The following is a 15,053-nucleotide window of genomic DNA, read 5'->3' as shown; positions in this document are numbered from 1 at the left end:
GACAGGTCCGGCAGGAGAAACAGGAGCGACCGGTGTGACAGGTCCAGCAGGAGAAACAGGAGCAACAGGCGCGACTGGCCCCGCCGGAGAACCTGGCGGTCCTACCGGTCCTACTGGCGCAACGGGTGCAACTGGACCTGCGGGAGAATCCGGTGGTCCTACGGGGCCGACTGGCGAAACCGGGCCGACAGGTGCAACAGGCGAAACTGGCCCCACCGGACCGACTGGAGCAACAGGCGAAACCGGTGCTACCGGCACATTCGAGCCTAATCCATTTGCAGTCTATGTGCAAGCTGGGGCAGTCGGCGGGGACGGCACACAGGCCAGTCCATTTGAAACGATACAACAGGGCGTCACAGCGGTATCACCGACAGGAACCGTTCATATTCTGGGCGGGACTTATCCGATTACAGCGACAATATCGGTGAATAAAGCAGGAGTAACCCTGAAAGGGTACCCTAATACGCTGATTGAACTTCAGGCCGCGGTAATTCCCTTCGCTGTCACGGGTAGTGGAGTGACCATAGATGGCTTGACGATTACCAGCGATAATCCGTATGCGGTTCCATTTATTCAGCTTGGAGGAAGCAATCATAAGCTTATAAACAACTATTTTTATGGACCGCCTCAAGCGGGGCCGTCAGATACCTGGGTTGTAAATCGCGGATTCGTGACGCAAGCAAATAATATGCAGAATTTGACGGTTCAAAATAATATTTTCTATTTTCTGAGACAGCCGGCTTATTTGAATCCCAATACGACAGGGTATATCATCGATAATGTGGTGTATAATACCCGTGGATTTGTTGTGGACAGAGCAGTTGTCGTTTTATCGGGTAACTCATGGGGCAGCCCGGAAAATGCAGTGGATATAGCCTTGCTGGTTGGTACGATCGCCGGTCCTCCTTATGATCCCTTAGCTGACCTGGCTGCGAACAACAGCGATGCCAGTATCAGTGACCAAAGATAAATTTGTTTTACTCCTACCGCAAATCAGGGCCACCGGCCAAACGGGTGGCTCTGATTTTTTTAGGTACAGGTCTCTGCTGTTGAGAAACAGTCTAACTTGATTCTTCACGTTTTATCGATTGTATTAGTTGAAGCTTACTGGGTCCTGCGCAAGATATATAACTTTGACAAAAAGATGATATTGGGAGTATTTGAGGACTTTATCGAAGCTGATGGAGTTGAACTTGAAGAGGACGGCTTAGTGCAGCGTGTGCTGGCCCGTTTCCGTAGGGTAAATGTCGATTTGGTAGATGTTTACTTGGCTGAGAGGTCAAGAAGCCCGGCGTTATCCGTATTAACCTGGAATGCTGCGGATTTCAGGAAGTTGGAATGCGAGTTTTACAGGCCCCAGGATTTGCGATAAAGAAGGGCATAGATCTCAAATACAATTATTGATAAAGAAAGCTCCATTTTTAATTGTCGGGGAACAATGCACATTACAACAGGGCATATTATTGTTCATATTAAATTAAAGAGGCCAATCCAATATCATCGGCACATGATATCGGATTGGCTTCTTGGTTGTCTCTGAAACTACAGCATTAAAGTAGTAAGGCTGGGCAACGAAGCATCGGTTGCAAAGGATGATGAAATGGTATCTTAAGTGGCCTTGTCATAGATGGTAATGATATAATTAACGAAGTTCAGCCTAAAACCAAGAGATCTATTCCTGGTAGCTTCAGAAACTAGTAGGATCTAAGCTATCCGGTAAATTGAGGAGAGAAGATAATATGGAGTTCAGATATTTTATGCCCACCGAAATATATTTTGGTGAAGATGTGGTTTTGAAACATCAAGAAGTGTTTAAAACAATAGGCAGTAAGGCTTTAATTGTCACGGGGAGAAGTTCTGCAAAAAACAATGGTTCCTACGATGAAGTGACGAAAGCCCTTTCAGAAACAGGAGTAGAATACTTTCTCTTTGATGAAGTAGAGCAGAATCCATCTTTAGAAACCATTGAAAAGGCTGGTGCCATAGGTAAAGCAAACAAGGCGGATTTTGTGATAGGCATAGGCGGCGGCTCCCCTATGGATGCTGCCAAAGCTATCGCAGTATTTATAAAGAATCCTGAAATCACTAAGGATAATATCTTTAGCGGCCAAAAGCTTGCCAGCATCCCTGTGGTCGTCGTGGCAACCACTGCAGGGACAGGCTCGGAAGTCACTCAATACAGTATCATTACGTCAAACAAAGAAAGGACAAAGAAGAATTTAGGGCAAAGGATTTTCCCCAAAGTTGCCTTTTTGGACTGCAAATATACCTATGACTTGCCTTATGATATAACGGTTAATACCGCCTTGGATGCTTTTACCCATTTAGTGGAAGGATATTTAAGCTCTAAAAGTACGTCCATGTCTGATATCTATGGTGAAAAGGGGTTTGAATTATTTAAAGACTGCTTTGATAGATTACTCAATAATGAACTGGATAAAGAATTCCGCAGGAAGATGATGCTGGCATCAACCTTAGCTGGAATGCTCATATCCCAAAGTGGCACTTCCCTGCCCCATGGGATGGGTTATGCCCTTACTTATCATAAGGGGCTGCCCCATGGACTGGCGAATAGTATTTTAACAATGGAGTATTTGAAATCCTTCCAGGATCAAAGAAAGATTAAAAAAATGCTGAGCATTTTGCAGCTGGATGACTTGACAGAACTGGAAGGAATCTTTAAAAAATTGCTCAAGGTAAGGATTGAGATAGCAGAGGAAGAAATAAGGGAGTATGCAAAGAATTTTATGGCCAATAAGGATAAGTTGAAAAATCATCCCGAAGCAGTGGAGCTGGAAGATATTGTGGGGATTTATTACAGGAGCCTCTGCGAGCATAGAGAATGACAACGGTGTCATGTTTTAGGGGCGTTGTATTTTTTACCCTTATAAAATCACATCATCATATTGCCGCGGCAGACTGCAGGAAAACAGCTCTGTGTCAATGATCCGGCGGTCCGCTAGCATGGGTTCCTCGATCACGGCAGCTTTAAGGGGAAGTCCGGAAATCCCTGTTTTTTTGTCCGGTTTCATAATAAACCCTATACAGGAACTGTTACTCTGCGGAAGGTTATCCAGCCATTCCTGGGAATAGAATTGCAGATATAGATCCTCTTCGCACTCATATTCGATCACAGGAAAGCACATACCCTGGGGACAAATTGTGGCAAAGCGGCGCTCAAACTCCCCTTGATGCTCAGCAAGCTCGGCAGCGCTGAATTGTTCTGTCAGACGGGGATCATTAAAGGTTTGCCTCATTTCCGCCCACATATCCGCAAGATAAACACGGTTGATCTGCACCCAATGCTTTTCACCCGTGTTTTTATCTTGAAAATACAGTTTGTCCGGATAGTCAGTGCCCACAGACAGCGTCAAAGGCTGTTCAACCGGATGGGGAATGTGTTCCCGCCGGAAGGTAAGCTGCACGGCCGGATTTTCACCAACATCCGGCAGGCAGTCATAGTCTCCCGAAAGCCGCATAAAAGTCAAAAACAAGTTTTCCATACTTTGATACTCAAGGCCGGCCGGATGCCAGCCCTGCTTTAAAAACTCGGTAAGCAGCACCGGAATCTGCCAATTTTTCCAATCACAGCGGCTGGTTCCCATTTCATTAATCTCAAACTGCTTTTCGCCGATGCGGATGGTTTGTACAGCATGAAAAATATCGGTCATATCAAGGCTCCTGTCACCGCGCAGGCGCTCCCGGTTAGTTTCCGGTTTTTCATGCAGCCCGTTCAATTCCGCGATTTCAGCAGCCTCGGCACGTTCGGCAAACTCATCGTCGTACTGCAGAGCAGCAAGGCGCAGGATATCCCCATAGCGGACAAGGCCGATAATATGGCAGAGAACCCCATTGACTTCAGCCGTTTTGCCCAGGGGCTTTACTTCGGTAATGCTGGAGAGGGTTTCCTGCAAATAGCCAATATTCATGTTCCATCCTCCTTAATTTTCGCCAACGAGCCTCCCTATTTCCAGAGGCGCGTTTGGTGGGCTTGAATCTTGTAAAAATTATAACACATTCCAATATTTTATAGTGACTTCTTGTGTTTCTAAAAGCTCTTGGCAGCCACGCGCATTAGATAAGGAAGAACCCTGTCGGAAAAGTCGCCTTAAATTCCCAAGCGCTTGGGAATTTGCCCTGCTTACCATATTTATCCTGGCGTCCTTTGAAATATTCTAAAAAAATGCTATACTGAAATTAGCAGGTATTATTATGACAAGGAGAGTGTAACATGAGCACAAAAAAGAAGAAACAGACCATCGGTGTTATCAAGCCCTTGGAGCTGATCAAACGCTCCCCCAATAAAATGAATGCTTCAATGGCAGTCGTCAGACAGGGTACAGGGGTTCATCAGGACAAAACCAAGTACAACAGAAAAAGAATGAAACAGGAAAAATTTTATGATGGATATCCTTGTGTATCCGATTGGGCGGTATAGAATGATATCCATCATAGTTTCCAACCTGATAGGGAAGGGATGCTAACCCATGTCAAAAGACCTAAAAGCAGGCAAGATCAAAATTATTAAAAACGGACCCTATTGGGTTACAGGCAATGTGCCCTTGTCCGAGAAAATCATCACACCCAAGGGAAAAGGCTATGAATTTAAAGAAGGACGCAGGTTCCCTCCCAGCGAGGAATATTACTTATGCCGCTGCGGGAAGTCAAAAAATGCGCCTTTTTGCGACGGCTCCCATGTCGGGACGAGTTTTATAGGGACGGAGACAGCTTCAAGGGCAAAGTATCAAGACAGGGCCGAAGTGTTTACAGGACCCGGTCTCGACCTTTTGGATGATAACCGCTGCGCCTTCGGCCGTTTTTGCCACACTGAAAAGGGAATCGTGTGGGAACTGATCGAAAACTCAGATCAGGATGAATACCGGGAAATGGCCATTAAGTCCGCAAATGAATGCTTCGCCGGCAGATTGACGGCGGTGGATAAAACAGGGAAAGCTATTGAACCTGAATATGAGCCGGCCATTGAGGTTCTTCAGGATCCGGAAAAGGGAGTCAGCGGCGGCTTGTTTGTCAAAGGCTATATTCCCCTGGAATCGGCAGACGGAGAAGTTTATGAAGTCAGAAACAGAGTTGCCTTATGCCGCTGCGGCCGGTCGGGAAATAAGCCTTTTTGTGATGCAACCCATGTTCCCATAGGATTTTCAGATGGTGAACTTTAACAGGAACTTTAAAAGCACTCAGGCTAAATGGAGGATTTGCAATGAAAGTTGGAATTATTCGCTGCCGGCAGACAGAGGATATGTGCCCAGGGACGACGGATTTCCAAGTGGCCAAGGAAGGAAAACTGGCCTTCGCCGAGACTGGGCCGGTGGAAGTCGTCGGTTTCCTGTCCTGTGGAGGCTGTCCCGGTAAAAAAGCAATATCCCGTGCCAAGCTGATGATAGACCGGGGAGCGGAAATTATCGCCTTTGCCTCCTGTATGAAAAAAGGCAACCCCATTGGCTTTCCTTGTCCCCACTTTGCCCAGATTAACGAAGCCGTAGTCAAAAAAGTTGGTTCTGAAGTCCAGGTCATCGACTGGACTCATTAACCAGAAAAAGCATTTAATCCACGTGCCGGGGTGAGCATGGAACTTACCAAGTCATAGACACAGAAAAAGCCATTGATGAAAATCAGTGGCTTTAATAATGATCTTTAATTTTTGAATTCTTAAACTTTTTTAACCATGTGAGAATTATTCATGTGTAATAATATCAACGAGACGTTCAATCACTTCCTGCATTTTCGCCGGAGTTAAACTGCCAATACGATAAAGAACGATGTGATGATCCGCAGTAAATAACCGATTAGGCCTAACATTACTCGTTTTGTCTAGTTTGCCATCGTTCATATCCTGGTCTTCAAAAGTTATTGCATAATCATCCCTTACATTTTGGCTTGTAATCTGGCAAAGGATAAGATCATCGCTCTTGAGTGATGAAATAACTAAGGCAGGTCGTCTTTTGGCTTGAGTCAAATCAGAAAACGGAAAAGGAACAACAACAACATCTCCTTTTACAAATTGTTCCATGCGTCATCTTCCTCCGGGAGCAGCCAATCTTTTGCTAATACGTTTTCGCTCATATGGGCTGACAAAAACTTTTCTTGTGCTGTTTTAGCCTTTAAAAAGCGTACATACTTTAGTATTTCAACAAGAATGGGCTCAGGGATCTGCTCCAGTTCTTTTAGTAAAACCTCGCGGTTTTCCATTATTCTCACCCCTGCCTAAATTATTGAATCGGTCATTTCAATATATTATAAGTATACCACAAAGTAAATAAAAGGATCATCAGTTACTTCGCTTAAATTATGCCGGTGATATCGGTGATATCGGATTGGCTTCTTTAGTTAAGCGTTGGATTAAAAGCTCAGCCAAACCGGCCCATCTGTGCTTGGCCTAGTCCAAGCTTACGGGAGTGCTGCCCGGGGCATACTCGAATTCCATATCTTTAATACCCTTCCCCACAAAGAGGTGGAGCATTTCGTCAGAGCATAGCTCCCGAATCAGAGGAATATAGCGCTCTTCTGTACCAAAGGCAATGCTCCTGATCCTTTTCACTCCATTGGGATGGGTAAAGTTCCGGGGCTTAGGGTCAATATTGAAATAGGTCATAAAAAAGGGAATTTGCATGTCGTCAGGAAAAAGGCCGGTAAAACGCAGCTTGCGGCCCTTAGTATCGTTGCGGCCGGATTTCATCAGAAAATAACCCAGCCCCTGCCGTTCCAGTACCTTTCTTTCTTCATTCAGGTCTTTTTTGAGTGTTTCCAACGCTAAACCACAAGGACCTCCCCCATGGGAATCCCAACAATCCAGCCGGTCGACCATGGCATCTTTGCCGAAAAAGCGCAGCAGCCTTTTCAGCGGTTTGGGCATGCCGGTGGAAGCTAACAGTTCCAGATAAGGGCCTTCGGAAAAATAGATAAGGGCGTTATAAGGCCTGCGCTTCGTGCCGTACTCCACCTCAAAGCCCCGCCGGCGAAAATCCTCCACAGCCTGCTGCAGATGATCCACTTTGTAGATGATATGACTCACTCTTAACATAAAAACTTACCCCCTTGCCGGTTTTTCTACCTCTCATGGGAAAAACGCAGGTGAATGAATTTCATAAGGCCCATCCAGGCCGAGGCCCGGGCCATCAGGCGGCTCCGCCAGCTCCATTGCCTGCTCCGCGGAATCCCGGCAAAATAATCAAGGCAGGAAACCACGCTGATCTCCGGTGCCCAGCTGTTCAAAGCGGCGGCATCGTTGACGTAAAAATACATGGGAGCCCCCTGATTGCCGGTTTTCTGCACCATACGGTTGGACTTATCTACCGCTTGCTTCGATTCCGCATCGAAGTAGAGCTCTCCCCCGGGAAAACGCCGGGCCATGGCCGCCACCACTTCCCGCAGCTCTTCTTCCCGGAAATAATAGAAGACCCCTCCGGCCACGAACATAATGCCCTCTTCCGGGGTAAAGTGAACATCCTCAAACCAGGCGGTATCAAAGAAAGACTTGGCAATGCTTTGACTGCGCTCCGAATCGGGGATAAAGCTCTGCCGGTAAGCAATGGCATCGGGCAGGTCAAGATTGTACCAGCGGATCAGGCCGTTATCCACCCTGGAGAAGGTGGTGTCCAGCCCGGCCCCGATATTGACTATGACAGCCCGGGGATGAGCCTGCATATAAGCGCGGATGGCATCGTCAATTTGGCGGGCCCGCACCACATAGCAGATGCCGCTGAACTCGCCGAAAACTTTAGCAACGCTGTCAAAATCATAATCGCAGTTCTTAATAATCTCGATAGCCTGCCGGTCGTAGAGAATGTCGGGGTTTTTCTCACTGGCGGCAGCCCGCCCCCAAAGAGGCAGGAGCATGGTACTCTGGATACTGTGGGTATCCAGGGCGGGTTGATTTTTCATGCCGATGGCCTTCTTTCTTTAGTTTTTTGTAGGGTTATGCTGATCCGACACCTGCTCAAAGCTTAGGGCAGGCTGAATGCTGTCATAGGAATAAGATCAGTTAGCAATTGCTAACTGATCTTATTTTAACAAGGAAGAAAGAAAATGAAAAGAAAATTCTTATGATACAGCGTTGCCCGTTTAGGCGGGCCGCTTTCTGCTCACAGCCATTTGCTTCCGGTGAATGGGGTCGATATCAGGGTGAAGCAAACTGAACTTACAAAGGAGAGAAGATGGTTGCTGTCTCAGATGAAGTAAAACTAAAAACCGTCAAGGCAGAGGCGAATACCTCTGTGCCTTAACGGTTTTTCCTTAACTAACAATCGTGTATCATCTTAGATTAATGCAAGAGTTCGTTTGATGATACAGAGATTGAACTTACCAATATAATCCGAGTCCATTTTCAGGAACTCGGATTACATATTTTTTAAAATATCATGATGGCCAACAGCCTTTAAAATAATCGTATCGCTTGTTCGTTCAAAGAGAATTCGAATATCCATATTGACATAGGCTTCCATGAAGCAGGTACCTTTCACTTTGTGAGTTTGGAGGGAAGGATGCCGTGGATTTGTGGCAAGTAATCGAAGGGCTTTCACCGTTTGCTTCATTTCCAGTAAGGAAAGACTTGCGAAGTCCAAATCAAACCCCTTGGTTTTTATTAGAACGGGCATCGATCATTCCCTCCAAATCATTGATGCAATCCTCCATATTTTCAAAGGTTTGATAATTTCCATCCGCCATATCTTCCTCCGAACGGCGAATTTTTTCTTGCCATTCTTTTGTCCAGATATAGGCTTGACTTTTATCAATCCATGTAACAGGACGAAGGAAAATCCCACCGTCACGCTCTTCAATTGCTAGATAATCACCCTCATGAAGATCGATATCTTTTGCAATTTGAGCCAGACTTACGAGCATTCTTTTTTGAACTTGTTGTATGATCTCCAATGATATCACCCTTTCAGTTGAGCTGTAATAACAGTTTGACATGATATACAGAAAAAGTCAACATATGAAATCAAAACAACAAGATCCTGGACGAAAAATCCTTGTCGTTCCATGCGTCATCTTCTTTTGTGAGCAGCCAATCTTTTGCTAATACGTTTTCACTCATATGGGCCGACAAAGACTTTTCTTGGACCGCCTTAGCCTGATCTGACACCGATTCAAAGTCAAAGCAGGCTGAATGCTGTCATAGAATAGGAAGAAAGAGAATGAAAGGAAAAAAACCGTCAAGGCAGAGGCGAATACCTCTGTGCTTTAACGGTTTTTCCTTTTGCCGCTTATCCTGCCTACAATTACTTCCTGCGGGGATAGGGTTTTTTGACATCTGTGCGGTTTACCAGATAGTCAATGCTGGTTCCAAACAGGTCCGCGATTTTTCCTAGAACCTGCACTGGTATGTTTAGTTTGCCAATCTCATAATCAGAATAGGTTGTCTGATGAATATTCAGATGCTCTGCAATCTGGGACTGTGTCATATCCATGTCTTCCCGCATATTACGGATTCTCTCATACACAGTAATCACCTCCCAATAATTATGCAGTAAGGGAATATCCCTTACTGATTTTAAGGGATATTCCCTTAAAGTTGAGGGGATAATTTGCTTTGCGTTCGGGAGGGGTCTATGGAGCGAGAAGCTTTTAAATTAGTTAATTATAAAAGGGAACATGGCGAGTTATCAAAAATAAGAGGGATATTCCTTTGTGTCATTGGGGAGACCAGCAAAAATATGCGCACCATTTCAGGTACAAATTTAAGTAGGATTATCTAAGGTCATATGTAGTATAATTATAATTGTTAATATGTAAAAGAGGTGCGTGCTATGACTTTAGCAGAAAAGCTTCTAAAAGAGTTTGAGCAATTGACTGAAGAAAAAAAGCAAGAAGTCATTGACTTTGTTTAATTCATAAAGACTAAAGATCAAAGAGAAATTGAAACCCTGATGGAGACAGTTATTAATGAAAATCGTGAAGCCCTTGAGGAGTTAGCAAAATGATCAGGGTTCTAAGTATTGAAAAGACGACGAAGGGATAATCGACGAAAAGGATATAATTAACTGGATAAAGGAACACATTAGAGAATAAGACTTGGTTATGCCAAGTCTTATTCTCTAATTATAACGAAACTGCTGCTCCGTGAGTGTCCAGACATCTTCCGGGATTCTCGGCCATTGTAAACGCCCGTATTGCTTACTCCACCCAGATGATCGCTCCGGCCCCCTGGGTTAAACCGCCGCAGATGGCACAGGCGGCATAGCCTCCCCCTGTTTCCCGGAGCTGATAGGCCGCTGTCATCATCAGACGGGCCCCGCTGGCCGTGTTAGGATGACCTACGGCGATAGCGCTGCCATTGGGGTTGAGCTTTTCCTTCAGCTTCAGATAGCGCTCAGGATCATGATCCAGGATGGGTTGGGCTGAAGCTTCTTTGACCATCGCCTTATAGTCGCTGGTTAAGAAGCGTTCATTGGCCAGGAGTTTCAGGGAGACCAAGGGAACACAGGCAAAGGCTTCATTGATTTCGATGACCTTCAGGTCGTCGATAGTCAGCTTGGCCTCATCCAGGCATTTCTTAATAGCGAAAGCAGGGGATACCGGCATAATTCTCGGCTGCAGGGCGATGGCGGAAATCCCCACCAGGGTATACAGAATCGGCAGGCCCAATTTTTCGGCATGTTCCCGGGTGGTAATGATCTGAGCGGCAGCCCCGTCATTCATTCCCGGAGCATTGCCTGCGGTACAGGTCGGGTTGTCAAAAATGGGTTTTAAGCGGGCCAGATTCTCCATACTGATCTCAGGACGGTATTGTTCATCTTTAGCCAGGAGTTGGGCGGAGAGAACTTTCCCTTTTTTGTCCTTTTTCGTAATCTCCAGGGGCTCCATTTCACCCTTGAAAAATCCCCGTTCCCAAGCCTGGCCGTATTTGACATGGCTGGCCAGGGCCAGCTCATCCTGTTCCTGCCGGGATACTCCGTACTCCACAGCGACGTTGCCGGAATCTACCGCTACAGGTGCATAATCCTTATAGCCCAAGGGAATAATCGGGTCTTCCACCAGAAAGGAAGAATGCTTTTTCCCTTCCCAGCGCAGATCCCGGAGCAAAAAGGGCACCGTGCTGAAGCTGGTGGAACCTCCGGTCATGACCATTTGGGCTTCCCCCAGTTTGATGCTGCGGGCGCCGTATTTAACGGTGCTCAGGGCTGAGGTGCAGGCCTGGTCGTAGGTGATGGAGGGGGTCTCCGGTGAGATGCCGGCTTTAAGCATGGTCTGGCGCGCCACCACCGGTGTGAAGGGATCTTTGGTGCTGCTGGTATCGCCGTTGCCCCACCATACCTCATCGATGAGAGCCGGGTCCAGGCTGATTTTGGCCATAGCCTTGCTCATGGCAATGGCCCCCAGTTCGTAGACATCGATATCCTTCATGGAGCCGCCGAATTTGCCGAAAGGAGTCCGCACGGCACTGACACAAACGATATCCTCTTTACTTTTGACAAAGCTCATAATCTTTACCTCCTGATTCTAGAGAGCCCGGCCGTACATGGCCTGATACTCCTCTTGCAGCTGTTCTCTGAAGTTGGGATGGGCAATGCTGATCAGCGCCGCCGCTCTTTCGCTGTCCGATTTGCAATACAGATTGACAGCCCCGTATTCCGTCACAACCCAGCGCACGTCATTGCGGGTGGTGGTGACAGGGGTTCCCGGCTTGAACTTGCAGGAAATTCTGGATACGGTGCCGTTTTTGGCTGAGGATTGAAGAACGATGATGGGCCGGCCATTTTTGGCAGCCCCGGCGCCGCGGATAAAATCCAATTGGCCGCCGATACCGCTGTATTGCTGATGACCAATGGCCTCAGCACAGACCTGGCCGCTTAAGTCCACCTCCAGAGCGGAATTGATGGCCACCATATTGTCATGCTGGGCAATGACGCAGGGGTTGTTGACATAATCCACCGGGCGAAACTCAAACAGGGGATTGTTATGGATATAGTCGTAAACCCTCTTCGTCCCCTGGGCAAAGGTGACGACGATTTTTCCCGGATTCAGGGTCTTCCTGGAGCCGTTGACGATGCCGGCCTCAATCAGTTCGATCAGACCGTCGGAAAACATCTCCGTGTGAATGCCCAGATCCCGCTTATCCTTGAGGTAATAGAGGATGGCATCGGGAATGGTCCCGGCACCCATTTGCAGGGTATCGCCGTCTTGAATCAGCGCCGCCACATGGCGGCCGATGGCCTGGGTGACGTCGTTCATGGCCGCAAAACGGGTCAGCTCCAGAATCGGACCGTCGTTTTCCACGATATAATCCAGATCACTGACATGGACCAGAGTATCGCCATAGGTGCGCGGAACATGAGGATTCACCTCGGCGATCACGGTTTTGGCGCATTTCACCAGCTCCTTGGAGTGATCCACCGACATGCCCAGACTGCAGTAGCCATGCTCATCGGGAGGACTGACCATGGTCATAAAGACATCGGACCGCAAATGGCCTTCCCGGAAAGCCCGGGGGAATTCATGAAACATCAGGGTGAAGAAGGCGCCCCGGTTGTCCCAGACCGATTTCCGGGTATTGGCGCCGAGGAAGATGGATCTTAAGAAAAAATGGCCTGCCATTTCCGGTTGGCAGTAAGGCGAGCTGCCCAGGGACACCCCTTGAATAATGGTGACATTCTCCAACTCCCGGTAACGTTTGACGAGAGCACTGACCAGCAGCTCCGATTCGCTTGCCGCATGGCCGGGTATCACAAAATCGCCCGATTGAACGACTTTTACGGCTTCATCAGCAGTTGTTAAACGCTTCTTATACGTTATTTTCCAATCCATGGGTTAGACGCTCCTCTCCAGCTATAAAATGTTTGTCTGAACTCAATCTGTAGCAATAACCATGCCAACCGCCGGGGCAGTCAAGGAAAAACCCGGTGGAGAGAGCTTCCGGGAGTGAAATGAGGGGTACTGTATTTCCGGTGACAGGATAGCTATTGTAATACTGCAACGCGGAATGTGGTTATTTTGCGACATGTGTAATAAATACGACGGATTAAGCCGGAGAGTATTGTTCAAAAAATTATAATCACTTATAATTGATTTATAGTGATCCAAATAGCGATCCAGAGCGACAGCGACTGTTCTCACCAAAGAATCATGAGAATCAATATGAGAATTAATATAAAAAGGGTGAATGATCAATGATTGAGCCGAGTACCATGCCCAGCAACTCCTATTCCCTTGAAGAAGTCATGGATAATTCTTATGATTCCATTTTTGTTACCGATGCTGAGGGGAATATCTTAATGGCCAATCCTACGGCCGAACGGCTGCTGAACCTGACGATTACCCAAATGGTCGGTAGAAATATCCGGGAGCTAGTTGAACAAGGGCATTGGGATAAATCCATAGCCCTGGAAGCCATTGAAAAAAGAACCACCGTGACCGGAATGATCAAAACCAGGGACGGGATCAATCTGATGTGCACCAGCCGGCCCTTATTCGATAGCCAGGGCAATATCACCATGGTCATCAGCAACAGCCGGGACCGGGATACCCTGGTGAAACTGGCCCAGACGTTAGATAAAGAGCGGGAACTTGTGCAGCGCTATAAAGAGGAGGTCCAGTACCTCAGGGAGCAAGGGGTTAAGGACCGGCATCTGGTCGCCGAGAGTACCGCCATGAAGAATCTGTTGCTGGAGGCCAACTGGGTAGGCCCTACCGAGTCTTCTGTCCTGTTGTACGGCGAATCCGGTACAGGCAAGGAAATACTGGCCAAATATATCTACAGTATCAGCCGCCGGGCCAAGGAAGCCTTTATCACCGTGAATTGTTCAGCCATTCCTGAAAACCTGATTGAAGCAGAGTTGTTTGGTTATGAAAAAGGCTCCTTTACCGGCGCCGATGCCAAAGGAAAACCCGGCTTATTTGAACTGGCCGATCGGGGAACCATTTTCCTGGATGAGATCGGGGAGATGCCCCTTGTCCTGCAGGCCAAATTATTGCGGGTTCTGGAGAACGGCGAGGTGAGAAGACTGGGGGGCATCCATTCGCGCAAAGTGGACTTTCGCCTGATTTGTGCCACAAACCGTGATTTAAAGAAGATGGTTGAGCATAAAACCTTCCGGGAAGATCTTTTTTACCGCATCAATGTGGTGCCTCTTCAGCTGGCGCCCCTGCGGGACCGCCCGGAGGATATTATGGCCATCAGCGATGTCTTATTGAAGGAACTCAATAAAAAATATGGATACGACAAGGTGTTTTCAACGGAAACCCTCAAGGGGTTTCTGAACTACAGCTGGCCCGGAAATGTCCGCGAATTGCGCAATTTGATTGAGCGCCTGGCGATCACTACCAGGGGCCGGGTCATCGATTACCAGGTTGAAGAAATGCCCAATCCGCCGGGCAATCGTGCCGCAGGCTCCAATCAGGAGGAGAAGGGGACCTTGCGCATTCAGGTCAAGGCTAAAGCCCCTCTCAAAAAGGTCATGAGTCAAGTGGAGCAGGAGTATATTAAGAATACCCTGCAGGACTGCCAGGGGTGCGTAAGTGAAGCCGCACGGATATTGGGTATTGACCGCTCAGCCATCTACCGCAAGGTTCAGGTGGTCCAGCTGAGGGATCAGGATTGAACGTTGAACATAAAAAAATAAGAAGGAAGGAAGCCTCTCCAGCCGTTTAAGGCCAGGAGAGGCTTCCTTTTTACTATCAGCTTTCCGGGTCTTTTTCAGGGTAGAAAAGCCTGCCACGGGTGGCACAGCAGAGGATAAAAAAGCGCTGCTCGGGTCGCGTAGCTTTATGCACAACACTCTCTCCATAGCTCCGGGGCTGGTCAACTCGCTTTCTTAACAGCATCTGCGGCGGATAAGTATCCTTTGGGGAGTTCCGCCTTGAGCGAAATTGACCTGCGCCGCGCGGTTTTCGTCTGCGGTACTGCGGCTTGGGCGAAAGCCTCATTCGGCTTTCGTCACCGGACACTTTCGTCGCCAAACTCCGCTGCTTTCTTACGAAAATAGATTCCTACTTTGCATTGGGTTATTCTTCAGCTGGCTTGTAAAACCTGATAGCCCTTTGCTTGAAGTTGTCTGATGAGACGCTGTTCCTTCTGTCTCTCACGCTCCATCATG

General features: G+C 47.5%; 17 protein-coding genes and 1 pseudogene. 8 read left to right on the top strand and 10 right to left on the bottom strand.

Annotation, left to right across the window (positions count from 1 at the left end; all coding sequences use genetic code 11):
• The 3 genes and pseudogenes from DESLBE_RS27050 to DESLBE_RS13700 form a co-directional block, all read left to right on the top strand.
• Window positions 1-970: pseudogene (locus DESLBE_RS27050) on the top strand (collagen-like protein); the annotation flags it as partial.
• Window positions 971-1,066: 96 nt separating this feature from the next.
• Window positions 1,067-1,372, top strand: a complete 306-nt coding sequence (locus DESLBE_RS13705; RefSeq protein WP_144677323.1) for a type II toxin-antitoxin system VapC family toxin — start codon at window positions 1,067-1,069, stop codon at window positions 1,370-1,372.
• Between the two features lie 367 nt (window positions 1,373-1,739).
• Window positions 1,740-2,846, top strand: a complete 1,107-nt coding sequence (locus tag DESLBE_RS13700) for an iron-containing alcohol dehydrogenase family protein (RefSeq protein WP_144677321.1) — start codon at window positions 1,740-1,742, stop codon at window positions 2,844-2,846.
• Between the two features lie 39 nt (window positions 2,847-2,885).
• On the opposite strand, the gene DESLBE_RS13695 is transcribed toward DESLBE_RS13700, so the two are convergent.
• A complete protein-coding gene (locus DESLBE_RS13695; RefSeq protein ID WP_144677319.1) occupies window positions 2,886-3,929 on the bottom strand; it encodes a hypothetical protein in 1,044 nt (347 codons plus the stop codon).
• A 302-nt stretch (window positions 3,930-4,231) separates the two neighbouring features.
• Between DESLBE_RS13695 and DESLBE_RS13690 the strand changes: the two genes are divergently transcribed.
• The 3 genes from DESLBE_RS13690 to DESLBE_RS13680 are packed head-to-tail and all read left to right on the top strand — an operon-like array spanning window position 4,232 to window position 5,548.
• Entirely contained in the window at window positions 4,232-4,438 is a 207-nt protein-coding gene (locus tag DESLBE_RS13690) for a hypothetical protein (protein ID WP_144677317.1), read from the top strand.
• 49 nt (window positions 4,439-4,487) lie between these two features.
• Window positions 4,488-5,177, top strand: a complete 690-nt coding sequence (locus DESLBE_RS13685) for a CDGSH iron-sulfur domain-containing protein (protein ID WP_144677315.1) — start codon at window positions 4,488-4,490, stop codon at window positions 5,175-5,177.
• Window positions 5,178-5,218: 41 nt separating this feature from the next.
• A complete protein-coding gene (locus DESLBE_RS13680; protein ID WP_144677313.1) occupies window positions 5,219-5,548 on the top strand; it encodes a CGGC domain-containing protein in 330 nt (109 codons plus the stop codon).
• A 144-nt stretch (window positions 5,549-5,692) separates the two neighbouring features.
• On the opposite strand, the gene DESLBE_RS13675 is transcribed toward DESLBE_RS13680, so the two are convergent.
• From DESLBE_RS13675 to DESLBE_RS13645, 7 genes are all read right to left on the bottom strand, one after another.
• The gene (locus DESLBE_RS13675; RefSeq protein ID WP_144677311.1) at window positions 5,693-6,028 is read right to left on the bottom strand and encodes a type II toxin-antitoxin system PemK/MazF family toxin; all 336 of its coding nucleotides are present in this window, start codon (window positions 6,026-6,028) and stop codon (window positions 5,693-5,695) included.
• Entirely contained in the window at window positions 6,013-6,207 is a 195-nt protein-coding gene (locus DESLBE_RS13670; RefSeq protein WP_144677310.1) for a DUF2281 domain-containing protein, read from the bottom strand. Before DESLBE_RS13670 ends, DESLBE_RS13675 begins: the two co-directional genes overlap by 16 nt.
• 187 nt (window positions 6,208-6,394) lie before the next feature.
• Window positions 6,395-7,039: a VOC family protein gene (locus DESLBE_RS13665; protein WP_144677308.1), complete on the bottom strand. Its 645-nt coding sequence runs from the start codon at window positions 7,037-7,039 to the stop codon at window positions 6,395-6,397.
• Between the two features lie 26 nt (window positions 7,040-7,065).
• Window positions 7,066-7,899, bottom strand: a complete 834-nt coding sequence (locus DESLBE_RS13660) for a class I SAM-dependent methyltransferase (protein WP_144677306.1) — start codon at window positions 7,897-7,899, stop codon at window positions 7,066-7,068.
• Window positions 7,900-8,354: 455 nt separating this feature from the next.
• The gene (locus tag DESLBE_RS27045; RefSeq protein WP_144677304.1) at window positions 8,355-8,612 is read right to left on the bottom strand and encodes a DNA helicase; all 258 of its coding nucleotides are present in this window, start codon (window positions 8,610-8,612) and stop codon (window positions 8,355-8,357) included.
• Window positions 8,581-8,889 carry an AbrB/MazE/SpoVT family DNA-binding domain-containing protein gene (locus DESLBE_RS13650; RefSeq protein WP_144677302.1) on the bottom strand — a complete coding sequence of 103 codons (309 nt, stop codon included), beginning with the start codon at window positions 8,887-8,889 and terminating at the stop codon, window positions 8,581-8,583. Before DESLBE_RS13650 ends, DESLBE_RS27045 begins: the two co-directional genes overlap by 32 nt.
• A gap of 350 nt (window positions 8,890-9,239) precedes the next feature.
• Window positions 9,240-9,461, bottom strand: a complete 222-nt coding sequence (locus DESLBE_RS13645) for a helix-turn-helix transcriptional regulator (RefSeq protein ID WP_011459191.1) — start codon at window positions 9,459-9,461, stop codon at window positions 9,240-9,242.
• Window positions 9,462-9,569: 108 nt separating this feature from the next.
• Between DESLBE_RS13645 and DESLBE_RS26585 the strand changes: the two genes are divergently transcribed.
• The gene (locus DESLBE_RS26585) at window positions 9,570-9,716 is read left to right on the top strand and encodes a hypothetical protein (protein WP_172625435.1); all 147 of its coding nucleotides are present in this window, start codon (window positions 9,570-9,572) and stop codon (window positions 9,714-9,716) included.
• A 418-nt stretch (window positions 9,717-10,134) separates the two neighbouring features.
• On the opposite strand, the gene DESLBE_RS13640 is transcribed toward DESLBE_RS26585, so the two are convergent.
• Window positions 10,135-11,442, bottom strand: a complete 1,308-nt coding sequence (locus DESLBE_RS13640) for a thiolase family protein (RefSeq protein WP_144677300.1) — start codon at window positions 11,440-11,442, stop codon at window positions 10,135-10,137.
• 18 nt (window positions 11,443-11,460) lie between these two features.
• The gene (locus DESLBE_RS13635) at window positions 11,461-12,765 is read right to left on the bottom strand and encodes an acetyl-CoA hydrolase/transferase C-terminal domain-containing protein (RefSeq protein WP_144677298.1); all 1,305 of its coding nucleotides are present in this window, start codon (window positions 12,763-12,765) and stop codon (window positions 11,461-11,463) included.
• Between the two features lie 362 nt (window positions 12,766-13,127).
• Here DESLBE_RS13635 and DESLBE_RS13630 point away from each other — a divergent pair, with 362 nt between their 5' ends.
• Complete coding sequence (locus DESLBE_RS13630) at window positions 13,128-14,558, top strand: sigma 54-interacting transcriptional regulator (protein WP_144677296.1); 1,431 nt, start codon at window positions 13,128-13,130, stop codon at window positions 14,556-14,558.
• The last annotated feature ends 495 nt before the right edge of the window (window positions 14,559-15,053 follow it).

It is taken from the genome of Desulfitobacterium sp. LBE (assembly GCF_007830365.1).
Lineage (GTDB): Bacteria > Bacillota > Desulfitobacteriia > Desulfitobacteriales > Desulfitobacteriaceae > Desulfitobacterium > Desulfitobacterium hafniense.
The sequence above is the reverse complement of the archived record's forward strand: the minus strand, read 5'-3'. Positions and strand labels throughout refer to the sequence as shown.

Coding starts and splice junctions, on each gene's coding strand:
- DESLBE_RS13695 (WP_144677319.1), bottom strand. CDS start 3,929: ATGAATATTGGCTATTTGCAGGAAACCCTCTCCAGCATTACCGAAGTA.
- DESLBE_RS13700 (WP_144677321.1), top strand. CDS start 1,740: ATGGAGTTCAGATATTTTATGCCCACCGAAATATATTTTGGTGAAGAT.
- DESLBE_RS26585 (WP_172625435.1), top strand. CDS start 9,570: ATGGAGCGAGAAGCTTTTAAATTAGTTAATTATAAAAGGGAACATGGC.
- DESLBE_RS13670 (WP_144677310.1), bottom strand. CDS start 6,207: ATGGAAAACCGCGAGGTTTTACTAAAAGAACTGGAGCAGATCCCTGAG.
- DESLBE_RS13635 (WP_144677298.1), bottom strand. CDS start 12,765: ATGGATTGGAAAATAACGTATAAGAAGCGTTTAACAACTGCTGATGAA.
- DESLBE_RS13675 (WP_144677311.1), bottom strand. CDS start 6,028: ATGGAACAATTTGTAAAAGGAGATGTTGTTGTTGTTCCTTTTCCGTTT.
- DESLBE_RS13630 (WP_144677296.1), top strand. CDS start 13,128: ATGATTGAGCCGAGTACCATGCCCAGCAACTCCTATTCCCTTGAAGAA.
- DESLBE_RS13640 (WP_144677300.1), bottom strand. CDS start 11,442: ATGAGCTTTGTCAAAAGTAAAGAGGATATCGTTTGTGTCAGTGCCGTG.
- DESLBE_RS27045 (WP_144677304.1), bottom strand. CDS start 8,612: ATGCCCGTTCTAATAAAAACCAAGGGGTTTGATTTGGACTTCGCAAGT.
- DESLBE_RS13665 (WP_144677308.1), bottom strand. CDS start 7,039: ATGTTAAGAGTGAGTCATATCATCTACAAAGTGGATCATCTGCAGCAG.
- DESLBE_RS13660 (WP_144677306.1), bottom strand. CDS start 7,899: ATGAAAAATCAACCCGCCCTGGATACCCACAGTATCCAGAGTACCATG.
- DESLBE_RS13680 (WP_144677313.1), top strand. CDS start 5,219: ATGAAAGTTGGAATTATTCGCTGCCGGCAGACAGAGGATATGTGCCCA.
- DESLBE_RS13685 (WP_144677315.1), top strand. CDS start 4,488: ATGTCAAAAGACCTAAAAGCAGGCAAGATCAAAATTATTAAAAACGGA.
- DESLBE_RS13690 (WP_144677317.1), top strand. CDS start 4,232: ATGAGCACAAAAAAGAAGAAACAGACCATCGGTGTTATCAAGCCCTTG.